The organism is Streptomyces sp. BoleA5 (assembly GCF_000373665.1).
GTDB lineage: Bacteria > Actinomycetota > Actinomycetes > Streptomycetales > Streptomycetaceae > Actinacidiphila.
Window position 1 is genome coordinate 118,720 of the sequence record NZ_KB892104.1, and the last position, 24,098, is coordinate 142,817.

The 24,098-nt window shown below is 70.1% G+C and carries 15 protein-coding genes and 1 pseudogene; 7 read left to right on the plus strand and 9 right to left on the minus strand.

Annotated elements, in window-relative coordinates:
* Positions 1 to 301 precede the first annotated feature (301 nt).
* Positions 302 to 1,564 (minus strand): hypothetical protein, encoded by a 1,263-nt coding sequence (locus tag B085_RS0119660; protein ID WP_018560291.1) that lies wholly within the window; start codon positions 1,562 to 1,564, stop codon positions 302 to 304.
* The gene (locus B085_RS0119665; protein WP_026251229.1) at positions 1,557 to 3,098 is read right to left on the minus strand and encodes an alkaline phosphatase D family protein; all 1,542 of its coding nucleotides are present in this window, start codon (positions 3,096 to 3,098) and stop codon (positions 1,557 to 1,559) included. The genes B085_RS0119660 and B085_RS0119665 overlap by 8 nt, the downstream gene beginning before the upstream one ends.
* A 577-nt stretch (positions 3,099 to 3,675) precedes the next feature.
* Between B085_RS0119665 and B085_RS0119670 the strand changes: the two genes are divergently transcribed.
* From B085_RS0119670 to B085_RS0119680, 3 genes are all read left to right on the plus strand, one after another.
* Entirely contained in the window at positions 3,676 to 4,701 is a 1,026-nt protein-coding gene (locus B085_RS0119670; RefSeq protein WP_018560293.1) for a polyprenyl synthetase family protein, read from the plus strand.
* 65 nt (positions 4,702 to 4,766) lie between these two features.
* The gene (locus B085_RS43015) at positions 4,767 to 5,942 is read left to right on the plus strand and encodes a terpene synthase family protein (RefSeq protein WP_158689776.1); all 1,176 of its coding nucleotides are present in this window, start codon (positions 4,767 to 4,769) and stop codon (positions 5,940 to 5,942) included.
* A gap of 29 nt (positions 5,943 to 5,971) precedes the next feature.
* Positions 5,972 to 7,339 carry a cytochrome P450 gene (locus tag B085_RS0119680; protein ID WP_018560295.1) on the plus strand — a complete coding sequence of 456 codons (1,368 nt, stop codon included), beginning with the start codon at positions 5,972 to 5,974 and terminating at the stop codon, positions 7,337 to 7,339.
* 109 nt (positions 7,340 to 7,448) lie between these two features.
* On the opposite strand, the gene B085_RS0119685 is transcribed toward B085_RS0119680, so the two are convergent.
* The 4 genes and pseudogenes from B085_RS0119685 to B085_RS0119695 all read right to left on the minus strand — a co-directional run bounded on the left by B085_RS0119685 (position 7,449) and on the right by B085_RS0119695 (position 10,831).
* The gene (locus B085_RS0119685; protein ID WP_018560296.1) at positions 7,449 to 8,552 is read right to left on the minus strand and encodes a Gfo/Idh/MocA family protein; all 1,104 of its coding nucleotides are present in this window, start codon (positions 8,550 to 8,552) and stop codon (positions 7,449 to 7,451) included.
* A gap of 220 nt (positions 8,553 to 8,772) precedes the next feature.
* Positions 8,773 to 8,910: pseudogene (locus B085_RS51960) on the minus strand (cyanate hydratase); the annotation flags it as partial.
* A 145-nt stretch (positions 8,911 to 9,055) separates the two neighbouring features.
* Positions 9,056 to 10,255 (minus strand): cysteine desulfurase-like protein, encoded by a 1,200-nt coding sequence (locus B085_RS0119690; protein ID WP_018560297.1) that lies wholly within the window; start codon positions 10,253 to 10,255, stop codon positions 9,056 to 9,058.
* A gap of 264 nt (positions 10,256 to 10,519) precedes the next feature.
* The gene (locus B085_RS0119695) at positions 10,520 to 10,831 is read right to left on the minus strand and encodes an antibiotic biosynthesis monooxygenase family protein (RefSeq protein WP_234018611.1); all 312 of its coding nucleotides are present in this window, start codon (positions 10,829 to 10,831) and stop codon (positions 10,520 to 10,522) included.
* 1,318 nt (positions 10,832 to 12,149) lie between these two features.
* Here B085_RS0119695 and B085_RS0119705 point away from each other — a divergent pair.
* The 4 genes from B085_RS0119705 to B085_RS0119725 all read left to right on the plus strand — a co-directional run bounded on the left by B085_RS0119705 (position 12,150) and on the right by B085_RS0119725 (position 21,217).
* On the plus strand, positions 12,150 to 15,833 hold the full coding sequence (locus B085_RS0119705; RefSeq protein WP_234018612.1) for a S8 family peptidase: 3,684 nt from the start codon (positions 12,150 to 12,152) through the stop codon (positions 15,831 to 15,833).
* Positions 15,834 to 16,583: 750 nt separating this feature from the next.
* Complete coding sequence (locus B085_RS0119715; protein ID WP_018560302.1) at positions 16,584 to 18,017, plus strand: aldehyde dehydrogenase family protein; 1,434 nt, start codon at positions 16,584 to 16,586, stop codon at positions 18,015 to 18,017.
* 168 nt (positions 18,018 to 18,185) lie between these two features.
* Entirely contained in the window at positions 18,186 to 19,007 is an 822-nt protein-coding gene (locus tag B085_RS0119720; protein WP_018560303.1) for a helix-turn-helix transcriptional regulator, read from the plus strand.
* 575 nt (positions 19,008 to 19,582) lie between these two features.
* A complete protein-coding gene (locus B085_RS0119725) occupies positions 19,583 to 21,217 on the plus strand; it encodes an ABC-F family ATP-binding cassette domain-containing protein (RefSeq protein WP_018560304.1) in 1,635 nt (544 codons plus the stop codon).
* A 498-nt stretch (positions 21,218 to 21,715) separates the two neighbouring features.
* Here B085_RS0119725 and B085_RS0119735 read toward each other — a convergent pair whose 3' ends face one another.
* From B085_RS0119735 to B085_RS0119745, 3 genes are all read right to left on the minus strand, one after another.
* Entirely contained in the window at positions 21,716 to 22,603 is an 888-nt protein-coding gene (locus B085_RS0119735; RefSeq protein WP_018560305.1) for an SDR family oxidoreductase, read from the minus strand.
* A 54-nt stretch (positions 22,604 to 22,657) separates the two neighbouring features.
* The gene (locus B085_RS0119740; RefSeq protein WP_018560306.1) at positions 22,658 to 23,041 is read right to left on the minus strand and encodes an MmcQ/YjbR family DNA-binding protein; all 384 of its coding nucleotides are present in this window, start codon (positions 23,039 to 23,041) and stop codon (positions 22,658 to 22,660) included.
* A gap of 131 nt (positions 23,042 to 23,172) precedes the next feature.
* Positions 23,173 to 24,090, minus strand: coding sequence for an NADP-dependent oxidoreductase (locus B085_RS0119745; RefSeq protein ID WP_026251233.1), 918 nt, complete (start codon positions 24,088 to 24,090; stop codon positions 23,173 to 23,175).
* Positions 24,091 to 24,098: the final 8 nt, after the last annotated feature.

Consider the following 24,098-nt stretch of genomic DNA (forward strand, 5'->3'; position numbering starts at 1 on the left):
CGCCCGTCCAGAAGTCAGGCCGCACGGGGCCGACCACCACGTGCTCTCACCCTGTCGATCGACGGACCTGATCACGTCATCGCTCCTGCGGAAGCCGTCGATGACCGCGTCCTCATCTGGACGGGAACCGAGTGCATGGGCGGGAGGGCCTCGGCTGACACCTGAAGGCCGCGACGCGGCACGAGCGATTTCGGGCCGCCCCACGGCGGTGATCCGACAGCGGTGCCGGAGGACCGCGTGCTCGCGCGGTTCCGGTACCTACTGCCGGATCTCTCCTCACCCGGGGCAGCCCGAGAGGACGTCACCAGTCCGAGTTGGCCGCCCCCGGACTCAGCAGGACCTGGTCGAAGGTGTTGCCGTCGTTGTCATCGGTGTATGCCATGGACAGTGCGCCGAACGGGGACGAAGCCAGCGAGAGCTGCTCCTGGCGACCGGTCGTGACCTGGCTGACGGACTGGGCCGGCAACCGGCCCGCGAAGGTGCCGTCGGGGTTGAGGCCCCGGGCCCAGACCGCCGGATCGGTGCCGGCGACGCTCCAGCCGACCACGGCGTCGCGCTGGTCGTCGATGCCGACGGTGGGGTTGCCCGCTCCGGCTCCGCCGGAGACCTCGACCTCGGCCGAGCCGGCGGTGCCGGTCGCGGTGAACGATCGGGCCCACACGCCACGGGTCCCGGTGTGATCGGACTCCCACGCCACGGCGAAGTCGCCGTTGAAGTCGGCGGCCACGGCCGGGCGCTGCTGCTGCCTGTCGCCGAGGCTGTTGGCACTGCGGCGGCTGAGTGCGACCGCCCCGTTCGCCTTGGCCAGCTTCACCAGACCGATCTGGTAGACGCCGTCGTTGTCGGTGTCCTCGTCCCAGACGACGACGGCGTCGCCCGAGGCGGAGGTCGCGACGTCGGGGTTGTGGTGCGCGCCGCCGGCCGCGTTGACGGTCGCCTCGTAGGCCTTGGTCGTGGTCCCGGTGAATCCGGCCGCCTTCACCGTGGCCGCCGCCGTGCCCTGGATGTCCTCCCACACCACGGAGAACGCGACCGTCGTGGTGCTGTTGGGCGCGCCGTCCGGATCGACGGCGACGCGCGGATGGATCTGCTGGCCGTCGGCGCTCGCGTTGGCCTGGCCGGAGCCGAGGAGCGCCCCGGCCGGGGAGAGCACACGGTAGGTGACGTTGTAGAACCCGTTGCCGTCCGGGTCCTCCGCCCACACGACGACGGCGTTGCCCCGGTCGTCGATTCCCACGTCGGGCTGGAGATGCCGCCAGGCCACGCCCGAGGTCCCGCCGGCCGAGAGCTTCTTCTCGTAGGCGGAGACGCCGTTGCGGTACATCCGCACCCACACGTCGCTGTGCGCGTTGTCGCCCGGATTGGTCGAGTCGCGGTCGTCCTCCCACACCACCGCGGTGTCGCCGAGGCGGTTGGCCGCGATCGAGGGGGTGTCCTGGTCACCGGCGGAGTCGCTGTTCGCGGTCGCCCAGGACGAGGGACCGGCCGCCGAGGCCGGGGCGACCGTGGCGAGGACGGCGACCAGGCCGGCTACGGCCGCGCCGAGTACGGAGAGCTTACGCATCGGCCAACCCCGGCTTTCCGTCGTGGATGACGAAGGTCCGGGCGGTGGTCGCCGGCGCGCCGTGTTCGGTCACCGTCGCCACCGACCGGAAGTCGGCTGTGAGCTGCGAGGGCGTGATGTGCGTGCGGACGTAGCCGCGGCGTTCGGAGTAGAAGCGCAGATGCGGGTTGAGCGATCCGTTGGGGATCGTCGTGGTGGCGCTCCCGTTGCCGGTGCTGGTGATGGAGGTGCAGACGAGCTCGGAGCCGATCGTCGCCGACGACGGATCGGCGTAGTCGGCCTTGAGGTCGTTGCCCCATGACGCGTGCACGTCACCGGTGAGGACCACCGGGTTGCGTACGCCGCGGTCGATGATGCCCTGCTGGATCCGCGCCCGGCTGCCCCGGTACCCGTCCCAGGCATCCATGTTCATCGCACCCGCCGAGTTCACGTTGCGGGCGAAGAAGACCTGCTGGCCTATGAGGTCCCAGGTGCCCAGACGCCGGCCCAGTCCGTCGAGCAGCCATGCCTCCTGAGCCGCGCCGGTGATGGAACGGGACGGCAGATCGGCGTCGGCGCAGACCTTCGTCCCGTCGCCGCAGGCCTGGTCGTCGCGGAACTGGCGGGTGTCGAGCATGTGGAACGTGGCGAGGGTGCCCCAGCGGACCCGGCGGTAGAGCTGGATGCTGTTGCCGGAGGGGGTCGCGGCGGCCCGCAGGGGCATGTTCTCGAAGTAGGCCTGGTACGCGGCGGTGCGTCGCGCGGTCCACTGGGCCGCCGTCAACGCGGGGCTGCTGTCGGCGCGGACCATGTTGGCGTAGTTGTTCTCCACCTCGTGGTCGTCCGGCACGACCAGCCACGGCGCGATCGCGTGCGCGGCCTGCAGGTCGGGGTCGCTGCGGTAGAGCGCGTAGCGGCGGCGGTAGTCGGCCAGCGACACGATCTCGCTGCCGAGGTGCTGGCGCACGGCGCCGGAGGTGGCGCCGCCCTCGTAGATGTAGTCGCCCAGGTGCAGGATCAGGTCGGGGCGGTCGTCGGCCATGCGTCGGTAGGCGGTGTAGTAGCCCTGCTCGTAGTGGGCGCACGAGGCGAAGGCCATCGTGAAGTCGCGCCCGACCGTGCTCGGAGCCGGCGCGGTGCGGGTCCGGCCCACCGGGGAGATGAATCCCTGGGCCCGGAACCGGTAGTAGTACTCCGAGTCCGGGGCGAGTCCGCCGGCCAGCACGTGCACCGCGTGGGCCTGTGCGTAGCGCGCGGTGGAGGTACCGGAGCTGACGAGGTTGGTGAAGTTCTGGTTGGTCGACACCTGCCAGTCGACGGTGACGTCGGCGTTGGGCATGCCGCCCTGACCGTCCGCGTTGGTCGGTGCGGGCGCCAGACGCGTCCAGAGAACCACGCTGTTGTCGTCCGGTTCGCCGGAGGCGACACCGAGCGTGAAGGGGAAGGGAGTGGTGGCGGCGGCCGACGGCTGGGCCATCGCCCCGATTTGGAGCGCTGCGACGCTCGCGGTGGTGAGCCCGCCTAGGATGAAGATACGGCGACTGAGGTTGCTCATGGCCGCAGATGCTCGCGGTCACAGGTGAACTTCCCGCCCTGCGACGGGGGCGGTCAAATGACATGACCACTCCGCGAGTTGGTGGGCTTTTATACGGCTATCGCGGGTGCCGAGGCTGGACCTCAGCCGCTGATCAGCCGTTACGGTCCAGCCGCACTGTTCACATCCCCGGCGTCCGTTAACCGCCCGTCCAATGACGGCCCTGACACGCAACCCGACCTTCATCTGGTGACATGCCTCGACCGACGAGGCGGGTCGCTCGCAGCGGCCGGAGAGAGCGCCGTCGTACCGGCAGGCCGGTGTGGGCCTGGCCGCCGAACTCGTCGGCGACGTAGGATCCGTGGGCCGTAGGCAAGCCACGTCCGAGGTCGGCGCGATCACGACCGCGCTCGCCGACCGGCGATTGCCACCTGCCGCGCCCCCGATGCTCCCGTGCGCCGCTCCGGATCCGTTGGACTGGTCGCAGACCGGGCAGCATGGTGGGGGCGGCTGGTTTCGGGGTCTGCGAGGTGCGAGTGTGGGGGGAACCGCTGGCCCGTCCAGAGCGTCGGCGCTGGATCTTCAAGCTGTACGGTCGATGGTCGATGCGGTCCTGGACGACTTCTTCGGCTCCCGCCTTCGCGGTGCCGGGAGAGAAGCCCAAGGGACCTTCGACCTCGCCGAGGTCGTGAGCGACTTCGTCACCCGCGGCGGGAAGCGGCTTCGTCCCATGCTGTGCCTGGTGGGCTGGCACGCCGGCGGGAAGACGACGGTCTCCGACGCCGTGCTGCGGACGGCGGCATCGCTGGAGCTGTTCCACGCCTTCGCACTGATACACGACGACATCATGGACCGCAGCGAGCTGCGCCGCGGGGCACCGACCGTGCACCGGGCCATGGCGGCACGCTACCCCGATCACCCGGCTCGCGACGATGTGGGGACAGGGGCGGCCATACTGGCGGGCAACCTGGCGCTGGTGTGGTCCGATGAGCTGTTGCACTCGGCCGGCTTGTCTGCGGCCGAGCTGGCCGCGGTGATGCCGGTGATCGACGTGATGCGCACGGAGATCGTCTACGGCCAGTACCTCGATCTGACCACTAGCGTGGACGCGCGCGGCGGGGTGGAGTCGGCGCTACGGGTAGCGCGCTACAAGACGGCGAAGTACACCTTCGAGCGGCCCCTGCACCTGGGTGCCGCCCTGGCCGGAGCCGGAGAGGGACTGCGCGCGGCCTTGAGCGCCTTCGCGCTCCCGGCCGGGGAGTCCTTCCAGCTGCGCGACGACCTGCTGGGCGTGTTCGGTGCATCCGAACAGACCGGGAAGCCGGTGCTGGACGATCTTCGTCAGGCCAAGCCGACGGTCCTGATGGCCCTGGCGTATCAGCGGGCGGACACCCGGCAGCGGCGTGTCCTGGACACCCTGACAGGCCGGCCGGACCTCGACGAGCACGGGGCGGAGCAGGTTCGACGTGTCCTGAGGGAGACCGGAGCCGTGGACACGGTCGAAGACATGATCCGGCTGCGACATCAGCAGGCACTCCAAGCCCTGGCCGGCGCGGCCTTCCCGGCACCCGCTGCCGACGCGGCCCGGAGGTTGGTGCACAGCGTCGTGGAGCGCGCGGCATGACGCGGCATCAACTCGACGACACGTCCCGGGCCGCGCATGAACGCGCGTCAGCGGAGGAGAGCACCGTGGCTGAGTACACCGCCCCCTCCACCCCGGACTCCCGCGATTCCGTCGGAGGCGGCCCGGACATCGTGATGCGACTGCCGGCGATGTACTTCCCCATGTCCTGGCGCCGCCATCCGGAGGTCGGGCTGCTCGAGGAGCGGGGCCTGGCCTTCATGGAGCGGCACGGCCTGTGCCGCGGTCCCGGACGCCGCGAACGGGTCGCGGGCACCAAGTCCGCCCTGTTCTTCGCGGGCAACTGCCCCGACGCCGGCACGGAGCGGCTCCAGATGGCCGTGGACTGGACGTACACGATGTTCGTGTTCGACGACTTCGCCTGCGACGAGGAATCCCCTGAGGACGCCTTCTCCTTCCTGGACCTGGCCGTACGCGTCATCCGCACACTGGAGAGCCCGACCGCGGGCCTGCTGCCGCCGCGGAATCCATTTGCCGGGCCCGTCAGGGAGCTGGCCGATCGGCTGCACCACCTGGCCTCTCCGACCCAGCGTCGCCGCCTGGTGGACGCGCACCTTTCCTGGTACCTGGGCGTGGCGTGGGAACGCGCGGCCCGCCGGCAGCGTCTGATGCCCAGCCTCAACGACTACCTCTACACCCGCCTCCTGTACGTCGCCGGATTCCCGACCCTCGCCTGGTTCCAGGTCAGCGAGGTGGACGACATCTCCGATCAGGAGATCAACGCCCCCGCCGTGCACGCGCTCACCGAGATGGCCAGCACGGTCGCCGCCCTCGACGACGACCTGTTCTCCTACGGCAAGGAACTGTGGTACGCCGCCCGGCATCCGGCCGAGACGGGGCCCGTCCTGAATCTGGTCGGCCTCTACCAGGCCCGGCCCGGATGCACCCAGCAGGACGCCCAGAGGCAGGCTGTCGCCCTGCGCGACCGTATCCTGGCCCGCTTCATCGAGGTTCGTGACATGGTCCAGCCGACCGCCTCCGAGCCGCTGCGCCGCTATCTGTCCAACCTGACCTGCCTCATCCGCGGCAATTACGAATGGGGCGTACGGGCAGGCCGCTACACCGATCCCGACGGCCGCCACCCCGGCGCCGTACGTGTGGCAACGAGCCCCGTCACGACCACTCCCAGCGCGACCGGCGCGCCTTCGGACATCCCTTGCATCGGCTGGTGGTGGCAGGCGCTGCCCACCGGTGCCTCGGCCGCCCACGAGCGTGCCGACTGACCACCCCTACACGCGGCTTCGGAGCACACATGAAGGACCTGCGTTCGATCCCCTCTGCCCCCGACGCGCTTCCTCTGGTCGGTCACCTGGTGCAGTTGCTGCGGAATCCGTTGACGTTCCTGACCTCCCTGCCCGCCCACGGGGACCTGGTCCGAATCCGGCTGGGGCCCCTTACCGTCGTCGTGCTCTGCGACGCGGAACTGACCCGTCAAGTCCTCATCAACGACCGCGTCTTCGACAAGGGCGGTCCCGTCTACGATCGTGCGCGGGAAGTAGCGGGCAACGGGCTCCCCACCTGTCCGCACAGCGCGCATCGTCGGCAGCGACGCATGATCCAGCCGGCCTTCCACCCCACCCGTCTCCACAGCTACGCGGACACCATGACGGGCTGCATCGATGAGCGCACCGCCGCCTGGCAGGCCGGACAGGTCCTGCAGATACCGAACGAGATGATGGCGATCGCCTCCAAGGCCGCGGCTGCCGCCTTCTTCTGCCGCAGTCTGCCCTCAGCCGAGCTCGGCCGGATCCTCGACGATGTCACCACCCTCATCAACGGCATGGGCCGCCGTATGCTGATGATCCCCCCGTTGGACCGGCTCCCCACCCCACGCAACCGTTCCTACCTGCGTGCCCGTGCCCGCCTGCGCGACACCCTCGACCAGATCATCGCCCAGCGTCTCGCGGAGGGCACCGACCAGGGCGACCTGCTCTCGGCTCTGATCGCGGCCCGCGACCCCGAAGAGGACGGCCGTGGCATGAGCACCGCGGAAATCAGCGACCAGACCATCGCGTTCTTCCTGGCCGGGACGGAGACCACAGCGGGCACCGTGGGCTGGGCCCTGGATCTGCTGGCCCGGCATCCCGAGATCGAGCAGCGGGTCCACTCCGAGGTCGACACGGTCCTGGGCGGTGCCGCCGCCACCCACACGGACCTGCCCGACCTGACACTGACCGCACGAGTCATCACTGAAACCCTGCGACTGCGCCCACCGGGCTGGTTCATCACTCGTCTGGTCTCGGCCGACACCGAACTGGGCGGGCACTCACTGCCGGCCGGCGCCACCGTCGCCTACAGCGCCTACCTCATCCACCACAGGCCCGACCTCTACGACAACCCCGAAGGCTTCGATCCCGACCGCTGGGATCCCAGGCGCCCTCAGCCGCCCCGCCATGCCCTCATTCCTTTCGCGGCAGGCGCCCGCAAATGCATCGGCGACACCTTCGCCACGACCGAGGCGACCCTCGCCCTTGCGACCATCGCCGCCCGCTGGCGTCTGGCACACCTGCCCGGCCACAGAACCCGCCCCGCCCTCGCCATGACCTTGAGGCCACGCGATCTGCGGATGCGGGCACAGTACCGTACCGTGACGCGAACCCCCCGTGCGTCGGCCGGGTGAGCCCGCCACGACCGTGTCCCGTGTGGTCGGGTGGACGAGCCGTTCGCAGCAGCGGACGGCGGCGGCGAGGTCGCGGGCGGGCCCGAAGGGGGCCGGGCGGCCGGCGGGATCAGCGGGCCGCCCACGCCTCCACCGAGGTCGTCACCGGGGCCCCGGTGAGCGCCGACTCCTCGACGGCCAACGCCAGCAGATGGTCCTGGCAGCCCTCGGCCAGCGGATACGGTTCCGGGCCGGTGTCCCGGACCCATGCGCCCGTACGGCACAGCAGGTCCACCACGGCCAGGTCGTCCTCGGACAGGCTCGCGCCCAGATAGTCGTTGCGCCACACCACCCGTCCGTCGAACGAGATGTGGTGCACCTCCGCACCTTCGAGGTTGAGGTCGGTGCCCGTGCGGCGACGCACCAGCGGCGACTCCACCGGCGTGCGCGGATCGGCCATCCGCACCACCGTGTCGTCCACGATCTCGCCGAGCGAGCCGCGCACCACGATCCGGCGGGCGCGCAGCGGATTCCACCACTGGTTGTCGGTGAAGTCGTACAGGGCGGTACGGGCCCCGCCGAAGTCCAGGAGAGCCAGAGTGGTGACGGCGTCCTTGGGCGTGAGGTCGGCCGACCAGCCGCCTGGGGACAGCGGGTCGGCGAGCGGGGCGGTGAAGGCCCGGGCCGACACCGTCACGGGCCCGCAACCGACATCCAGCGTGTGCCGGATCAGTGACATCGCGTGGTACATGTGCGTCGAGGACACCTGGACCGACGTCACCTCGCCGATCACCCCCTCTCGGACGAGGGCGATACGAGCGGCGTGGCCGGGCATCAGTGTGTACTGCTCCGCGACCTGGACGAGTGCGCCACCCCCGGCGCGCGTCGCCCCTCCCACGGCGTCCCACAGATTCCGAAGACCGCTCACGTCGGGCGCCGGCGGTGTCTCCGCGAGGACCGGCACCTCGTGCTCGACGAGTTCCCGTACGACCTGCGGCGTCACTTCCCACGGCACCGATGGGATCACGAACTCCGGTTCTCTACCGTACAGTTCAGCGACCGTCCGGTAGGCGGGCACCCCCCACTCCGCCTCCACCCGGGCGGCTCGTTCGGCCGAGCGCGTCACCACGCCGGCCACCGCCAGCCGTTCGGGCAGCGCCCTCGCCAGCCGGGCGAAGAACTCGGCCCGCCAGCCACTGCCCACGATGCCGAACCGTATGGGTGCTGCGCTCACGTGTCCGCTCCTTCTCGCGTCCGGGGCGCGAGTCTAACCCGGCGACCTGTACCGGGCGCCGGCCTGACGGCGCGACCCCCGGGGCGTACAGGACCCCGGACATGACGGCACGTGACGGGCCTCCCCCGGGAGGCGCGCGCCTGGTCCCGCACCGTTCAGCGAGGGCCGGGCCGCCCTCCGAAAATGGGCCGGACCACGCGAAAAGCGGGAACTCGCCGTCGAAGACGGCCACCGACCGTTCGCCTGCCCGATCGGGAACGCGCCGGACGTCCGAACGGAAGTCGACGGCGCTCATGGTGCCGTCGCCGAACCGCACGGGAATGAGTTCCTTGATCATCGGGCCGCAGACGCGGAGTGCTTCGTGAAACCGCTACATGGCCGGGTCAACGGGGGCGGCGTGCGTAGTCGGGCGCGCCACGGTCGCAGCGCGAAGCCGGTGCCTCATCGAGGTCCAGCGCGGCCTGGTCCCCCGCCCCTGCGAGCGCCGCGGCGTACTCCGCGGGTCACCCGGCCACCTCCGCGACACCGTCGATCAGCCGCTGCACGTCCTCGTCGTCGACGTACGGGGCGAGCCCGGCACGCACCGCGCCGGTGTCGCCGAGCCCCAGCAGCCGCGATGCCTCCAGCGCGTAGAAGTTGCCCGCGGGAGCGTTCACACCGCGCCGCGCCAGCCGCTCGTAGACCTCCCGCCCGGGCACTCCCTCCACGGAGAAGAACACCGTCGGCGTACGGCGTGCCGGCGCACCGTACAGCCGCACCCTGCCGATGCCCGACAGCCCCTCCAGCAGCCGCCTCAGCAGCTTCTGCTCGTATGCCTCGACCGCTCGCATCGACTCCAGCACCCGGCTGCGCCGGTCGCCCGCGGAGGACGCAAGTGAGGCGATGTAGTCCACGGCCGCGGTGGTGCCCGCGAGCATCTCGTACGGCAGAGTGCCCAGCTCGAAGCGTTCCGGCACGGCATCGCTGGAAGGCAGCAGCTTGTGCGGTCGCAATTCCTCCCACAGTCCCGGATCGGCCACCACGGCACCATGGTGGGGGCCGAAGAACTTGTAGGGCGAACACGAGAAGAAGTCGGCGCCCAGGGTGGCCAGGTCGACCGGCGCGTGCGGCGTCAGGTGTACCCCGTCCACGTACAGCAGGGCTCCGACCTCGTGGACGGCCGCGGCGATCGCCGCCACGTCGGGGCGTGTGCCCAGCAGGTTCGACGCCCCGGTGACCGCCACCAGCCGGGTCCGGCCGGACAGCTGTTCCCGCAGGGCGTCGACGCTCAACTCGCCGCTCCCGGGATCGAACGCGGCCCACCGCACCGCCGCACCGGCGGATTCCGCGGCCTGGATCCACGGCCGGATGTTGGCATCGTGGTCCAGACGGGTGACGACCACCTCGTCACCGGCTGTCCACTGCCGCGCCAGGGCACGGGAGACGTCGTACGCCGCCTGCGTCGCCGACCGGGTGAAGACGACGCCGCGCGGCTCGCAGCCGAGAAGGTCCGCCATGGCCTGCCGCGCCTCCTGCACGACCTGCTCGGCACGGCGCTCGGCTGCCGTCACCGAGCCCCGGTTGGAGATGCCCGAGCACATCACCGCGGCCATCGCCTCGGCGACCTGGCGGGGCACCTGTGAGCCGCCCGGCCCGTCGAAGTGGGCCACCCTTTCCCTCAGCGCGGGGAAGTCGTCACGGATTCGCAGGACATCGAGATGCATGCGCCTATCCTGCCGGAACGCGGATTCCGCGCGGGGCCGGGTCGCACAGGACGGATCCGACCCCGCGGCAAGCGGTTGCACCTGTGCCCTGCGCGTACGTTCCTGGGACTGCGAAGTCAGCAGTAGCCGGGGTCACACCCGGTGCAGGCCTCACCGCGCCAGTCGGGGGATTCATCCCTGGTGCGGTCTTCGGACTCACGACACCGTACGCGCGGCGTGAGCATGACCCATGGATATTGACCGGATGGTGCTGTCGGCGTGTTGTCAGGAAGCGTTGAGCTCGGAAACAACGCGGTAACTGGCGGGTTCCGAGGTGATGTGAAGGCGCGGATCGTCGAAGAGGCGCTGCAGCGCGGCGTGCCACTCGGGGTTCCCAGTCGCTTTGTCGAGAGCGGTGCCCGAGGTCCACTCGGCGATGTGGAGGAACCGAGTCTCGGGCGCATCGGCCAGCGGACGGTGCAGGCGGGAGCGGACGAAGCCGGGCTGGGTGGACATGATCCTGGCGTTCTCCTGATACGCCTCCGTGAAGTGGTCGGCTTCGTCCGCCGGCACGATGTAGCTCTTGACGACGGTCACCGGGCCGTCGACACCGGTCTTCGATTCAAGGGATTGACTCATGCCCACTCAGACCGGCGACGCTTCGACTGCGTGACACACGTCCGTCATTTTTGTCGCGCCATTACCTTGCCGACGGCAAGCCAACCCCCACCCGAACCAGGCGCTTAGGCGAGTAAGACCGTGTCCTACATGGCTATGCCGCATCGGGCAACGTTCGCCCTGCTGTGATGTCTGAGCTGGTGTTGTGCGCCGATGGGCAATGCCTCGGTCACACGTCAGTCGGATATGTCTTCGGTGTCGAAGTCACCGGCGGAGGTAAGGCTCTCGACGAAGGATCGGAAGTCCGGGGCGAGGGCGAGCTCTTCATTACGGTCGATGTCGAACCGCGTCACCCATGGTTCCCCGTTTCGGCCGGATGCCGGTAGTCGAGCGCAATCCAGTAGTGCCCGCGGCCGGAGAGGAGCACGGCAGGCGCGGGAAGACCTCATTCCTCGATCAGGTACGGACTGTCCAGCAGAGAGACTCGACAGCTTCATAGTCGGCACCCGCCCGACCCTCGACATCCCAACGTCACCCTGACCAGCCGAAGTCAGTGGCGCCGGTGGGCGCGCCGCAGGAAAGCGGTCTGCCGCCCGGAGGCCGCCGGCGGGTCGAGCCGGGCGGTGCGGGGGAAGCCGGCGCCCGATGCACACGGCGCCCACCGAAGGCAGCGGACGCACGCCGTCCCCACGGGTGCGAGCCACCGCACGGTGGTCGGCTCCCGCGCGCGGCGCAGCCCGGTGCTCATGGATGATCGCCTGCCTCGGCGGAGCGAGATCGTCACGTCGTGGGGCCATTGCGCGTGTTTCCAGACGGCGATGCAACAGGGACTGCGTGGAGGCGGTGATACCGCGATGTTTCGCCTGTGTAAAAAGGCCGTGGAAAGCAGGACGGCCGCCGGTCGGGTGACGTACCGAAACGTTCACCATCCCCAGAAAGGGGTCACAACAGCCTCTCTTTCGCAGCCCGTCGCGGGGCGGACAATCGCGGCCGTCCTCCGCCACACGGCCGTCGCCGGCCCCTTGACGAGGGGGCGCGAAAGCCTCGCAGGCTATCGACTTGCAGCCATAAGTTCAATGACTTTACAAATCCTCGCCAGCGATGGTCAGATGCGCTCCGAACACTGATCATGGAGGGTTTGTTGCGAGTTCCATCTCCCCGAAGATCTGCGGTGTCCCTTGCCGCGACTGTCGTTGCCGGCCTCATAGTCTCTCCGACCGCGTCCGGCGCCACGTCTTCCCTACCGTCGTATGCCGCCGCAGCCGGACAGGGCAGCGCGCACCGGGTGCCGGTCTCGGTGACGCTGATCACCGGTGACAAGGTGAAGGCGGCTCAGGAGCCCGGTGGTGCGGTGTCGGTGGACGACGTCCAGCGTGCGGCGGGTGCCAAGGGTTCGGTGCGTGTCGCCGTCGAGAACGGCGACACCTACGTGTACCCCGATGAGGCGATGCCCTACATCGCCACTGGTCGGCTGGACAAGCAGCTCTTCAATGTTACGCAATTGGTTGCCCAGGGCTACGACGACGCCCACGTCAACACGCTGCCGCTGATCGTCACTCAGTCCGAAGGCGCGGTCGCTCGCAAGAGCGCTGCCGCGAAGGACGCACTGCCGTCCGGTGCGAGTCTGCCCGGGGCGAAGGCCACCCTCCAGTTGCCGTCCATCAACGGAGCGGCCGTCAAGGCCCAGCGGTCGAAGGCCGCCAGCTTCTGGTCGGCGCTCACCGACACCAGCGGCCAGAACGTCGCGCGGTCGGCGGCACGGATCGCTGGAAGCGCGGACGATACGGGTGCCCCCGCGTTCGCCGCCGGCGTGGACGAAGTGTGGCTCGACGCCAAGGCGAAGGCGACCATGGCGGAGTCGAACGCCCAGATCGGCACTCCTGAGGCGAGGAAGGCCGGTGGCACGGGCGCCGGCGTCCGGGTCGCCGTTCTGGACTCAGGGGTGGACTTCACCCATCCTGACCTGGTCAATCGCGTAGTGGCGTCCCACAGCTTCGTCGAGGGCCAGGAGGTCCTCGACCGCAACGGCCACGGCACCCACACCGCCTCCACCGTCGCCGGGACCGGCGCCGCCTCCGGTGGGAAGGAACGGGGAGTCGCCCCCGACGCGGACCTGATCGTGGGGAAGGTCCTCGGAGACGACAACTCCGGTCCCAACTCGGGGATCATCGCGGGCATGGAGTGGGCGGCGCGGACCGAGCATGCCAAGGTGATCAACATGAGCCTGGGCATAGGGACATACCACACCCAGGACGATCCCATGAGCCAGGCCGTGAACAAGCTGACCGCCGAGACGGGCGCGCTGTTCGTCATCGCCGCGGGCAACGAGGGCACCGACCCCTACAGCGTGAGTGCGCCGGGCACCGCGGACGCCGCGCTCACCGTCGGCTCGGTGGACTCCTCCGACGTCCTCGCCTACAACTCAGGGGCCGGCCCCCGGCTGAGGGACGACGGCCTCAAGCCCGACCTGACCGCGCCGGGCGTCGAGGTGCTGGCGGCACGTTCGCAGTACATGACGGGCGGCGAAGGCTACTACCGCACCGAAAGCGGCACCTCGATGGCGGCGCCGCACGTCGCCGGGGCGGCGGTGCTGCTGGCCCAGAAGCACCCGGAGTGGTCGGGGCAGCAGATCAAGGACGCGCTGATGAGTACCAGCGCGCCGACCCCCGCCTACACTCCGTACCAGGCGGGCACCGGTCGTCTGGACGTCGGCGCCGCCTACGTGCACGACCAGGTCGTCGCGACCGGGTCCGTGGACGTGGGGCTGGTGCGCTGGACCAAGGACCACAAGCACGATCCGGTCAAGCGGAAGATCACCTACACCAACACCACGGACAGCGCCGTAACCTTGCGGCTCACGGTGGACCGCGGTGCCTCGCCCGCGGGGGCGTTCACCCTGGGCGCCGACCGTGTCACGGTCCCGGCCCGCGGCACCTCGGCGGTCGAGGTCGTCGCCGACCCGAAGGGTCTCGCGGCGGGTCTGTACTCCGGCCAGGTCACCGCGCGTTCCGCGGCCGGCGTCGTGCACACGGCCGTGGGCATGTCCGTCGAGGCCGAGAAGTACGACCTGACGGTCCGCCTGAAGGACAAGGCCGGCAAGCCCGTGAGCGGTGAGGTCGAGATCACCGGCGCCGACGGGACCACCACCATTATGTGGGCCCCGGACGGCAAGCTCACCAGTCGCTGGGCCCCCGGTTCCTACACCGTCGTCTCCACGATGGATGTGGAGGGCCGCAACGGCCCGCACTCCCTGGGCTACGCCGTACTGACCGCGCCCGAGGTGGACCTCAAGGGCGACATGGACGTGGAACTGGACGCGTCGCACATCCGCCAGGTCAAGGTGGACACCCCCAAGCCCACGGTCGTGACCACCAGCAGGATCGACCTCTACCGCTCCTTCACCTCGTCGCAGCCCACTCCCAGCGACCATCAGGCGCTGCATCAGATCGTCCTGCCCTCGCCCGAGTACGACAGCCTGTGGGCGCTTCCCACCAAGGGCAAGGTGAAGAAGGGCAGCTTCGTCTTCACCACCCGCATCCGCGCCAAGCAGACCCCCCTGAAGATCACCTACGGTGGACGCAGCCTGGACGAGACCGTGCTCGTGCAGCCTGGCTCCGCACCGTTCCAGGACGGCGACTCGCACGTCGAGACCGTCTTCGCCGGCACCGGCCGGGCCGCCGACTACGCCGGCCTGTCCGCCCGTGGCAAGGCCGTGGTCGTCCGCGCCGACGCCTGGGTGACCCCGGCGGACCAGGCGGCGGCCGCCCGCGCCGCGGGAGCGGCGATGCTCCTGGTGGTCAACAACGCCGACGGCCGTCTGATCGACTGGTACGGCAACCCGGACGGCCACTCGACGGGGCTCATACCGGTCGCCTCGCTCACCGTCGACGAGGGCGCGGACCTGATCAAGAAGATCACGTCCCCGGGGAAGACCGAGCTGAAGGTCGAGGCCCATCCCTCGCCCCAGTACCTGTACGACCTGGCCGACTACCACCACGGCGGCATCCCCGAGGACCCCTCCGCGGCGACCGACCCCGGCAGCCTCGCCCGCATCGACAACGTCTTCACCTCGCCCACCGGCAAGCAGATCAAGGAGAGCCGCGAGGACAGTCCGTCATACGTGTACTGGCCGGCCGGATACCCCTACGCCGGCGCAACGACTCGCCTCCCGTCGTTCCCGAGGGAGCCGGTCGCACCGGGTCCCCGCACCGACTGGGTCTCCGCCGGCGACGGCGTGAAGTGGCAGCAGTACGCCGACGTCGCCGACGGCATGTCGACCTTCAGCGACATCGTGAGCTACCGGCCGGGCAGCGTACAGAGCGAGCACTGGTCCAGCCCCCTCATCCGACCGCGCTTGCTCAGCTTCGAGGTCCCGCACCGTGTCGGCGACGCCATGGGCGGAACCATCACGGCATTCGGCGACGGAGGATCGGCCCACAGTGGCCAATCCAGCCTGATGTCGTATGACTTCGCCCTCTACCAGGGAGACAGAAAGGTGTACCAGTCCAGGCCGGTCTCCGAGATCTCGGTGGGCGACCTGGCCCCGCAGAAGCTCCCCTACCGGCTGGTGGTCGACGGGCGGGGGAACACCGACGTCACTCCCTACTCCTCCACCACGCACACCGAATGGAGTTTCGAGTCCGGCACCGCCGACAACCAGGCCATCCCGCTGGTCCAGCTCGACTACGAGACGGCGGTGGACCTCGACGGGCGGGCGAAACGCACATCGGACTTCGCCGTCAAGCCGGTCGTCCTCGGCAGTGACGACGCCAAGGACGCGGTCTCCTCGGTCAAGCTCGAGGTCTCCTACGACGACGGCGCCTCCTGGCAGCCGCAGGACCTGAAGGAGAGCAAGGGCACCTGGCAGGCGCAGCTCCACGCGCCGGCCCGCGCGGACTACGTGTCCGTCCGCGTCACGGCCAAGCAGCACAACGGGGGCGGTATCACCCAGACCGTCACTCGGGCCTTCGGCATGAAGTAGCACCCGCGAGCGGCCGGTGCCCAGACCCCGTGAGGGTGTGGGCACCGGCCGTCGCGCAATAAGCCAGCGGCGGAGGGCGGGGGACCTAACGTCCCGGAGTTGCACCACTCCCAGAGACGCCATCCCGGTCGGACCGGAACGAGGTCGCAGCACGGCATGTCGTACTTTGGCGATCACGGGCCGCTCGCGAGGACGTGGCAGCGGCCGTTGGTCCGGGTGGCGCCGGGCATGTTGCGGTCTGGGCCGCCGCGGTGCGGGTCGTGGTGCCTGCCGTCCGGTGCAACGAGGGCCCGCTTCCCCGGAAGGGAGGCGGGCCCGACGCGTCGAAGCCCCCGCGCGGGGGGTTCTCCTGTCCGGCGGGTGCCGAGGAGATCATGGCGCCGGCAACCACGGAGACCCTGTGGGAGCTTCCCCAGGAGTTCCTGACGGTGATCACTGCTCAGTCCCAGGCTCCTCATGTCGCGCAGGGGCCCCACCCGTGACGGGAACCGGCGCGGAGGTGTCCGAGATCATGGCCGCCTGCGTCGCCTTCACGGACACCGACGTCGACCCGCGCACGACCGGCGACTCCTGCCCCGCCGTGACAGCGGAGACCGCCTCGCGGTGGCGTCGTCGTGGAGCGACGCAGCCACCTGACCCGACAGGCCGGGAGCGCCACGGTGACGGACTCCTCGGGGGCCTGTCGAGTGACCTGGATCATGGGTATGGCCGGACATGGTTGCCGCGCGGCGGCCGCTGTTTCCTGGCGGCATGAACGAATATTCCGATACTCCCTTCCCGGCCCCGACGCACTGGATCGGGGGCGGCGCCGTCCCCGGCTCCGGGCCGCTGCTCGACGTCGTGAACCCCGCCGACGACTCCGTGGTCGCCTCCCTGGCCCAGGGCACACCTGAGGACGTCGACCAGGCGGTGGACGCGGCGCTGGCCGCCTTCCCCGCCTGGTCGGCGACCTCGCCCGAGGACCGCATCGCCGTGCTGCGGCGGGTAGCCGACGGAATGGCCAAGAACGCCGAGGAGCTCGCGGCGGCGATCACCATGGAGATGGGCGCCCCGATCTCCTTCTCCCGCCAGGCACAGGCCGGATTCCCAGTGGCGGCGACCCAGGCCGCGATCGTCGCGGCCGAGCGGTTCGAGTGGACCGAGACGGTGGAGAACTCGCTGGTCGTCCGGGAGCCGATCGGTGTCGTGGGCGCCATCACACCCTGGAACTTCCCCCTCCAGCAGGTCGTGACGAAGGTCGTCCCGGCCCTGCTGGCAGGCAACACGGTGGTCCTCAAGCCGTCGGAGCTCTCCCCTCTCAGCGCCCGGATGTTCGCGGAGATCGCATCCGAGGCCGGCCTCCCGGACGGCGTGCTGAACGTCGTGCAGGGCACCGGCCCGGTGGTCGGTGAGGCCATCTCCCGCCACCCGAAGATCGACATGGTGTCGTTCACCGGCTCCACAGCCGCCGGCAGGCGCGTCTCGGCGGCGGCCTCCGGGACCGTCAAGCGCGTCGCACTCGAGCTGGGCGGCAAGGCGGCCCACATCGTCCTGGCCGACGCCGACCTCGACTTCGCCGTCAACCGCGGCCTGGGCTACGCGTGGGCGAACGGCGGCCAGGCCTGCGGCGCCTACTCGCGGATGCTGGTGCCCGAGCACCTCCAGCAGGCCGTCGTCGAGAAACTGCGTGCCGCGGCCACCGGCTTCGCCGTCGGCGACCCGGCCGACGAAGCCACCCGCATCGGCCCCCTCGCCTCCGAGACCCAGCGGCAGCGCGTGGACGGCTACATCCGGCGCGGCATCGCCGACGGCGCCACGCTCGTCGTCGGCGGCCCCGGCCGCCCGGACGGATTCGAGGGCGGCGCGTATGTGAGGCCTACGATCTTCTGCGACGTCGACCCCGGCTCGGCCATCGCCCAGGAGGAGATCTTCGGCCCCGTCCTCGCGGTGATCCCGTACACCGACGACGACCACGCCGTCGAGATCGCCAATGGCACGATCTACGGCCTCAACGCCGCCGTCACGGGTGACGAGGAGCACGCCATGGCCATCGCCCTGCGTCTGCGGGTCGGCCAGGTCGACGTCAACGGCGGGCCGCACAACTTCCAGGCACCCTTCGGCGGCTACAAGCAGTCCGGCAACGGCCGGGAGATGGGCCGGGCCGGTCTCGAGGAGTTCCTGGAGACCAAGGCCATCACCCGCTGACCCCGGCCAGGGGGCCGCGGACTGCCTGGGAGGGCGTCCGCGGCCGGCTGGTCACCCGGGGCATCAGCCCGCGCGGAGTTACTCTGCACGTTGGGCGACGGCGCCCTGGGCGGCCGGTCCGGAGCGACCGGAGCCCCCGACGCACAGACATGAGAGGACGGAAGGCACGTGGCGGACCGAGCCGAGCTGGCGGCCTTCCTCCGGGCGCGCCGGGAGGCACTGCAGCCGGAGGACATCGGGCTCCCGCGTGGGCGGCGCAGACGTACCGGCGGGCTGCGCCGCGAGGAGGTGGCGGCCCTGTGCGACATGTCGGTCGACTACTACAGCCGCCTGGAGCAGCCGCGGGGCCCGCACCCCTCGGAGCAGATGCTCGCCGCGATCGCCCGCGGCCTGCACCTTTCCCTGGAGGAACGCGACCACCTGTTCCGGCTCGCCGGCCACGCCCTGCCCCGCCGGGTGCGCCGCGGCGACCACATCAACCCGGGCATGATGCGGATCCTGGACCGCCTGGAGGACACACCCGCCCAGGTCATGAACCACCTGGGCGAGACGCTGCGGCAGACCCGCCCGGCCGTGGCACTGCTCGGCGACGAGACGGCCCACACCGGCTGGGCCCGCAGCGCGCACTACCGCTGGTTCACCGACCCGGCCTCCCGCCTCGTCCCCGAAAGCGACGCTCCGGAGCAGAGCCGGCTGATGGCGGCGGACCTGTACGGCACGTACACCCGCGACGGAGCCGACTCCCGTACCGGCGAACTCGTGGCGGAACTCCTCGGGGCCAGCGACGAGTTCGCGGCGCTGTGGCGCGAGCACCCGGTGCTCGGGCCCTCTTGCGCGCCCAAGCGGTTCCACCATCCGCGGGTCGGCCTGCTGGAGCTGGACTGTCAGACGCTCGTCGACCCCGACCAGTCCCAGCGGCTCCTGGTGTACACCGCGGTACCGGGAACGGACAGCCACACCAGCCTGCGACTGCTCTCGGTGCTCGGCTAGCTGTTCCGACCGGGATGATTCACCAGATGGTCGAGGGAGCAGCCACCCCCACGGCAACCGGATCACCACGCACCCGCCACAAAACAGCGGGGCCTTTGGCCGGGCAGGACCAGGAGCGTCAGGGCGGCGCTCATTGGCCCGGTGTGGTGGAGTGGGCTTGCCTCACCGGGGATTCGTGCAGGGTGCGAGCGTCGGCGCGGCGGCCTTCCAGTGGGCACCACGGTGACGGAAACATCCGCGGTCTACCACTCGTGCACCAACCGTCGCTTCGGCAACATGCGTAGAGCCACGCGGCCGGCTGCGAGCAGCGGCAGGAGCCCCCTTCGCGATCACGGTGGTCGACGGGAGACAGAAGTCGGGAGCGGGTTGCTATGGTGGTGGGACGAAGAACGTACACAGAGGAGTCATAGACGTGGTGGGTGAAGACGACATCTCCGGGTGAGATCCGGACCTGACGGCCACCGGCCTGCGCTCAGAGGCGCCGCCGAGGTGGTCCGTTTCGTCGTACCCCTTTCTTCCACGTCTGCCCAGGGCAGAGGTCTACGCTCTGCCCTCAGTACCTCGAGGTCTCTCCCATGTCCGACGCTGCTGTCGTCTGCTCGAACGTCTCCTTCGTCTGGCCCGACGACACCCCCGTCTTCCACGACCTGTCCTTCTCCGTGACCCCCGGCCTTACGGGCCTGGTCGCACCCAACGGCTCCGGCAAGAGCACCCTGCTCAAGCTGATCTCCGGTGAGCTGAAGCCCGCCGCCGGCTCGGTGTCGGTGAACGGCACGCTCGGCTACCTCCCGCAGACCCTGCCCCTGACCGGCGACCTCACCGTCGCCGAGGTGCTCGGCGTCGCCGAAGTGATCCGCGCCCTGGATGCCGTGGAGTCCGGGGACGTCGACGAGAAGCACTTCGCCACCATCGGTGACGCCTGGGACATCGAGGAGCGCACCCGCGCCCAGCTCGACCGTCTGGGCCTGGCCGACCTCACTCTGGACCGCAGCCTGAGCACGCTCAGCGGCGGCCAGGTGGTCTCCCTCGGCCTCGCCGCCCAGTTGCTCAAGCGTCCCGACGTCCTGCTGCTCGACGAGCCGACCAACAACCTCGACCTCCAGGCCCGGCACAGGCTCTACGACGTGCTGTCGGACTTCAACGGCTGTCTGCTCCTCGTCAGCCACGACCGTGCGCTGCTTGACCGCATGGAACGCATCGCCGAACTCGGCAGCGACGAACTACGCATGTACGGAGGCAACTTCACCGAGTACGAGAACGACGTCCGCGCCGAGCAGGAGATCGCCGAGAAGAACGTCCGCAACGCCGAGCAGGAACTGAAACGGGAGAAGCGGGAGATGCAGCAGGCCCGCGAGCGCGCCGAGCGCCGGGCGAGCAACGCCGCCAAGAACCTGAGGAACGCCGGTCTGCCCAAGATCTTCGCCGGCAACATGAAGCGCGGCGCACAGGAGGCCGCGGGCAGGTCCGGCACGATGCACGCCTCCCGGGTCAGTGAGGCCAAGGCTCGCCTCGACGAGGCCGGACGGGCCCTGCGCGACGAACAGCGACTCAAGCTGGAACTGCCCGGCACCCAGGTGCCCGCCGGGCGCAACCTGTTTCTGGGCGAAGGCATGCAGGTCCGCCTCGGTGACGAGGACGTGTTCGCGGCGGGCGGCGTCGACCTCAGCGTCCGGGGTCCCGAGCGCATCGCGCTGACCGGACCCAACGGTGCCGGCAAGACCACTTTGATGCGGCTGGTCACCGGTGATCTCGCCCTGCAGCGCGGGGAGATCAAGCGCAATGACGGGAGGATCGCCTACCTGTCACAGCGTCTGGACCTGCTGGACCCGGACCGCACCGTGGCGGAGAACTTCGCCGCGTTCGCGCCCGAGCGCCCGGAGGCGGAGCGGATGAACCTACTCGCCCGATTCCTCTTCCGCGGCGCGCGTGCCCATCTACCGGTGGGTGTGCTTTCCGGCGGCGAGCGGCTGCGCGCCACCTTGGCCTGCGTGCTGTGCGCGGAGCCGGCACCGCATCTGCTCCTGCTCGACGAGCCCACCAACAACCTCGACCTGGTCAGTGCGGGGCAGCTGGAGAGCGCGCTCAACTCCTATCAGGGCGCCTTCATGGTGGTCAGTCACGACGAGCGGTTCCTGGCCGAGATCGGGATCAACCGCTGGCTGCGGCTGGCCGACGGCGCGCTCAGGGAGACGGCGCCACCAGCCGTGTGAACCGCCACCGTGTGAAGCGGCTCCCCGCCGGGGCCAGACAGGCCCCGGTGGCCCCGAGGGCCCTCGGGGCCACCGGGAAGGTGACGAGGCGGCCCGTAGGTCGGAGGGTATGTGCTTGCCCTGGGGCAGGCTCCCCGGGACCTGGGGGATCGGGATCGTCGATGAGCTGCTCCGGCATCTCCCGCGGTGCGGTCGCAGCGTGGATGACGAGCGCGGACCGCACGGCCGTGTCCCGATGGGCGGCCAGACGCCTACGGAACCGATCCGGAAGGTCGGCGTCGAGGTCGAAGCTGTGCACGAGCCAGTGGTCCCCGAGCGTGATGATCTCGGCGATCATGGACTCGGTGAGGTCCGGACGCCTCGCCACCTCTCCCCCACCTCGCCGCCATGCGAACAGCCGTCTGCCCCTGGGAGCCGGCGAGGCGGGATTCATCGCCAACCCGCCCATCGCGCTGTCAAGGTGGCCCGGAGTCAGAGCGTCGGCGTACCCAGAGGATTTCAGCCCAGGGCCGGGTAGTCGCCGGCAGCGAGGTCGTCGAGCAGGCTCGGGTGGGTGGGCTTCCAGGCGTACCGTTCCCGGGTCAGTGCACTCGACGAGGGCATGTCGAGGGCGAACACGCGTCCGATGACGCCGAAACGCTCGGTCGGCACCGACTCGACCGGCACCGCGAGAACGCCGCCGATGGCCTCGGCCAGCGACCTCATGGTGTCGCCCTCGTCGGCCACCGCGTGCAGGACCGTGCCCGGCTCAGCGTCCTCGAGTGCGATGCGGAACAGCGTGGCGGCGTCGAGCAGGTTGACCGCCGGCCATCGCTGCGTGCCGTCGCCGACGTATGCGGATACGCCGGTTTCCTGTGCGGCGGCGATGAGCACCGAGCAGAAGCCGTATGTGATCCCGCGCTGGTGCACGGAACGCGGCAGTCGAACGACAGAGGACCGGATGTCCTGGGCGGCCAGGGTCAGCACCTCGTGGGAGGTGCGGCCGCGTCCGCCGACCGGACCGTCGGTGGTGTCGGGGGCCTCCTCGGTGGAGGTGTGGCCCGGCTGCATCGGCGTGAGGCCGGCGTGCACGAACGGCTTGCCGCTGCCTGCGAGTGCGGCCGCGAGAGTCTTGACGGCGCGTGCTTCCTCGTCGATGCCCTGCTCGATGTTGCTCCAGTCGTTGCTGAAGGCCAGGTTGATGACACCGTCCGCCTGCGTGGCGCCGGCGTGGAGGCTGTCGAGGTCGGTGAGGTCGCCGCGGAGCGGCGTCCCGCCGGCGGCGGCTACGGCTGTACCCGCGGCATCGGAGCGGACGAGGCCGAGAACATCGTGACCTGCGGCGATGAGTTCGGGAACGACGACTGAGCCGATGCTGCCGCTGGCTCCGGTGACGAAAACGCGCATGGGAGGCTCCAGATGACTGCTGCGACGCCGCGTCGCAGGATGGCATGCCGAGGGTCAGGCATGGCGGTCGTAGGTGTGTGGATCAACGGGTTGCCTGGACTTGGGAAGCCCGCCGACCACAAGACGGTAGGAGTCGGTGACGAGTTCCTTCACCAGCTTGCCGTCGACGGTGTCTCCGCCTTCCACTGTGATCCAGTGCTTTTTGTTCATGTGGTAGCCGGCGGTGATGCCGGCGTGCTGCTCACGCAGAGCTGTGGCGTCGTCCGGATCGGCTTTCAGGATCAGGACGGGGCGTCCAGGCATGTCGGTCATGAGCATGAAGACCTTGCCGCCCACCTTGTGGAGCTCCCAGTCGGAGTCGAAACGTTGCTCCTGATCGGTGCCTGGCAGTTCCGCGGTGTGGTCGCGCGCGATCTTCTGCAGTTCCTGTCCGTCCACGGTGATCCGCTCCCTGGGTCGGTTCGAGTGCCCGGTGTGTGCCGGTCCGGGTCCTTGCGCCGGTCGGTGGCCGATGGCCGGGGCGTGGATCCGGACCACGACCCGGCGCTCGGACGGTGGCCGTCCGCTACCTACGGGAGGACGCGGATGACCGTCTTCCCGAGGCGTCGCGTGGTCGGGTTGAGGGCGCCGACGGCATCGTCGAGGCTCGCGACGTCACCGATGTTGGTCCGCAGCCGTCCGTCCCGCACCCGCTGCACGATCTCACCGAGTCCGGCGCGATCGGCTTCGACGACGAAGTCGACGGCCAGGCCGTCGTCCGGCCGTGCTTCGACCGGGCCGACGATGGACACCAGTGTTCCCCCGGCCCTGATCAGGGCGGCGGACTGCTTCTGCACGTCGCCACCGATGACATCGAAGACCAGGTCGACGCCGCCGACGTCCTTCAGCGTGTCGTTCTCGAGGTCGACGAACTCGTGCGCGCCGAAGTCGAGCGCCTTCTCACGGTCGGCGGCGCGTCCGGTGCCGACGACGTGAGCGCCGGCTTCGCGCGCGAGCTGGGTCACCATCGTCCCGACCGCGCCGGCCGCGCCGTGGGCGAGGACGGTCTGGCCGGACTGGAGGCGACCGTGCTGGAACAGGCCCTGCCAGGCGGTCAGCCCCGAGATCGGGAGGGACGCGCCTACCGTGAAGTCGACGTCGCCTGGCAGCGGTGCGAGGTTGCGCGCTTCGATCGCCACGTACTCCGCGAGGGTCCCGTCGCGGTGCCAGTCGGCAAGGCCGAACACCCGCTGCCCGACCGACAGTCCCGTGGTGCCGTAGCCGAGAGCGCTGACCACTCCCGCCAGCTCGTGGCCGGGGATCGACGGTGTCTTGTCACGGCCGGCGCGATCGGCCCAGGTGGACGGCCACTCCATCTCCGTCGGGACGAAGCCCGACGCATGGATCCGAACGATGACGTCGTTGATCGCTGCGAGCGGTTCGGGCCGCTCCGTCAGCGTCATTCCGGCCGTTCCCGCGGCCTGGTCGGTGACCACAATGGCTTTCATCGAAATAG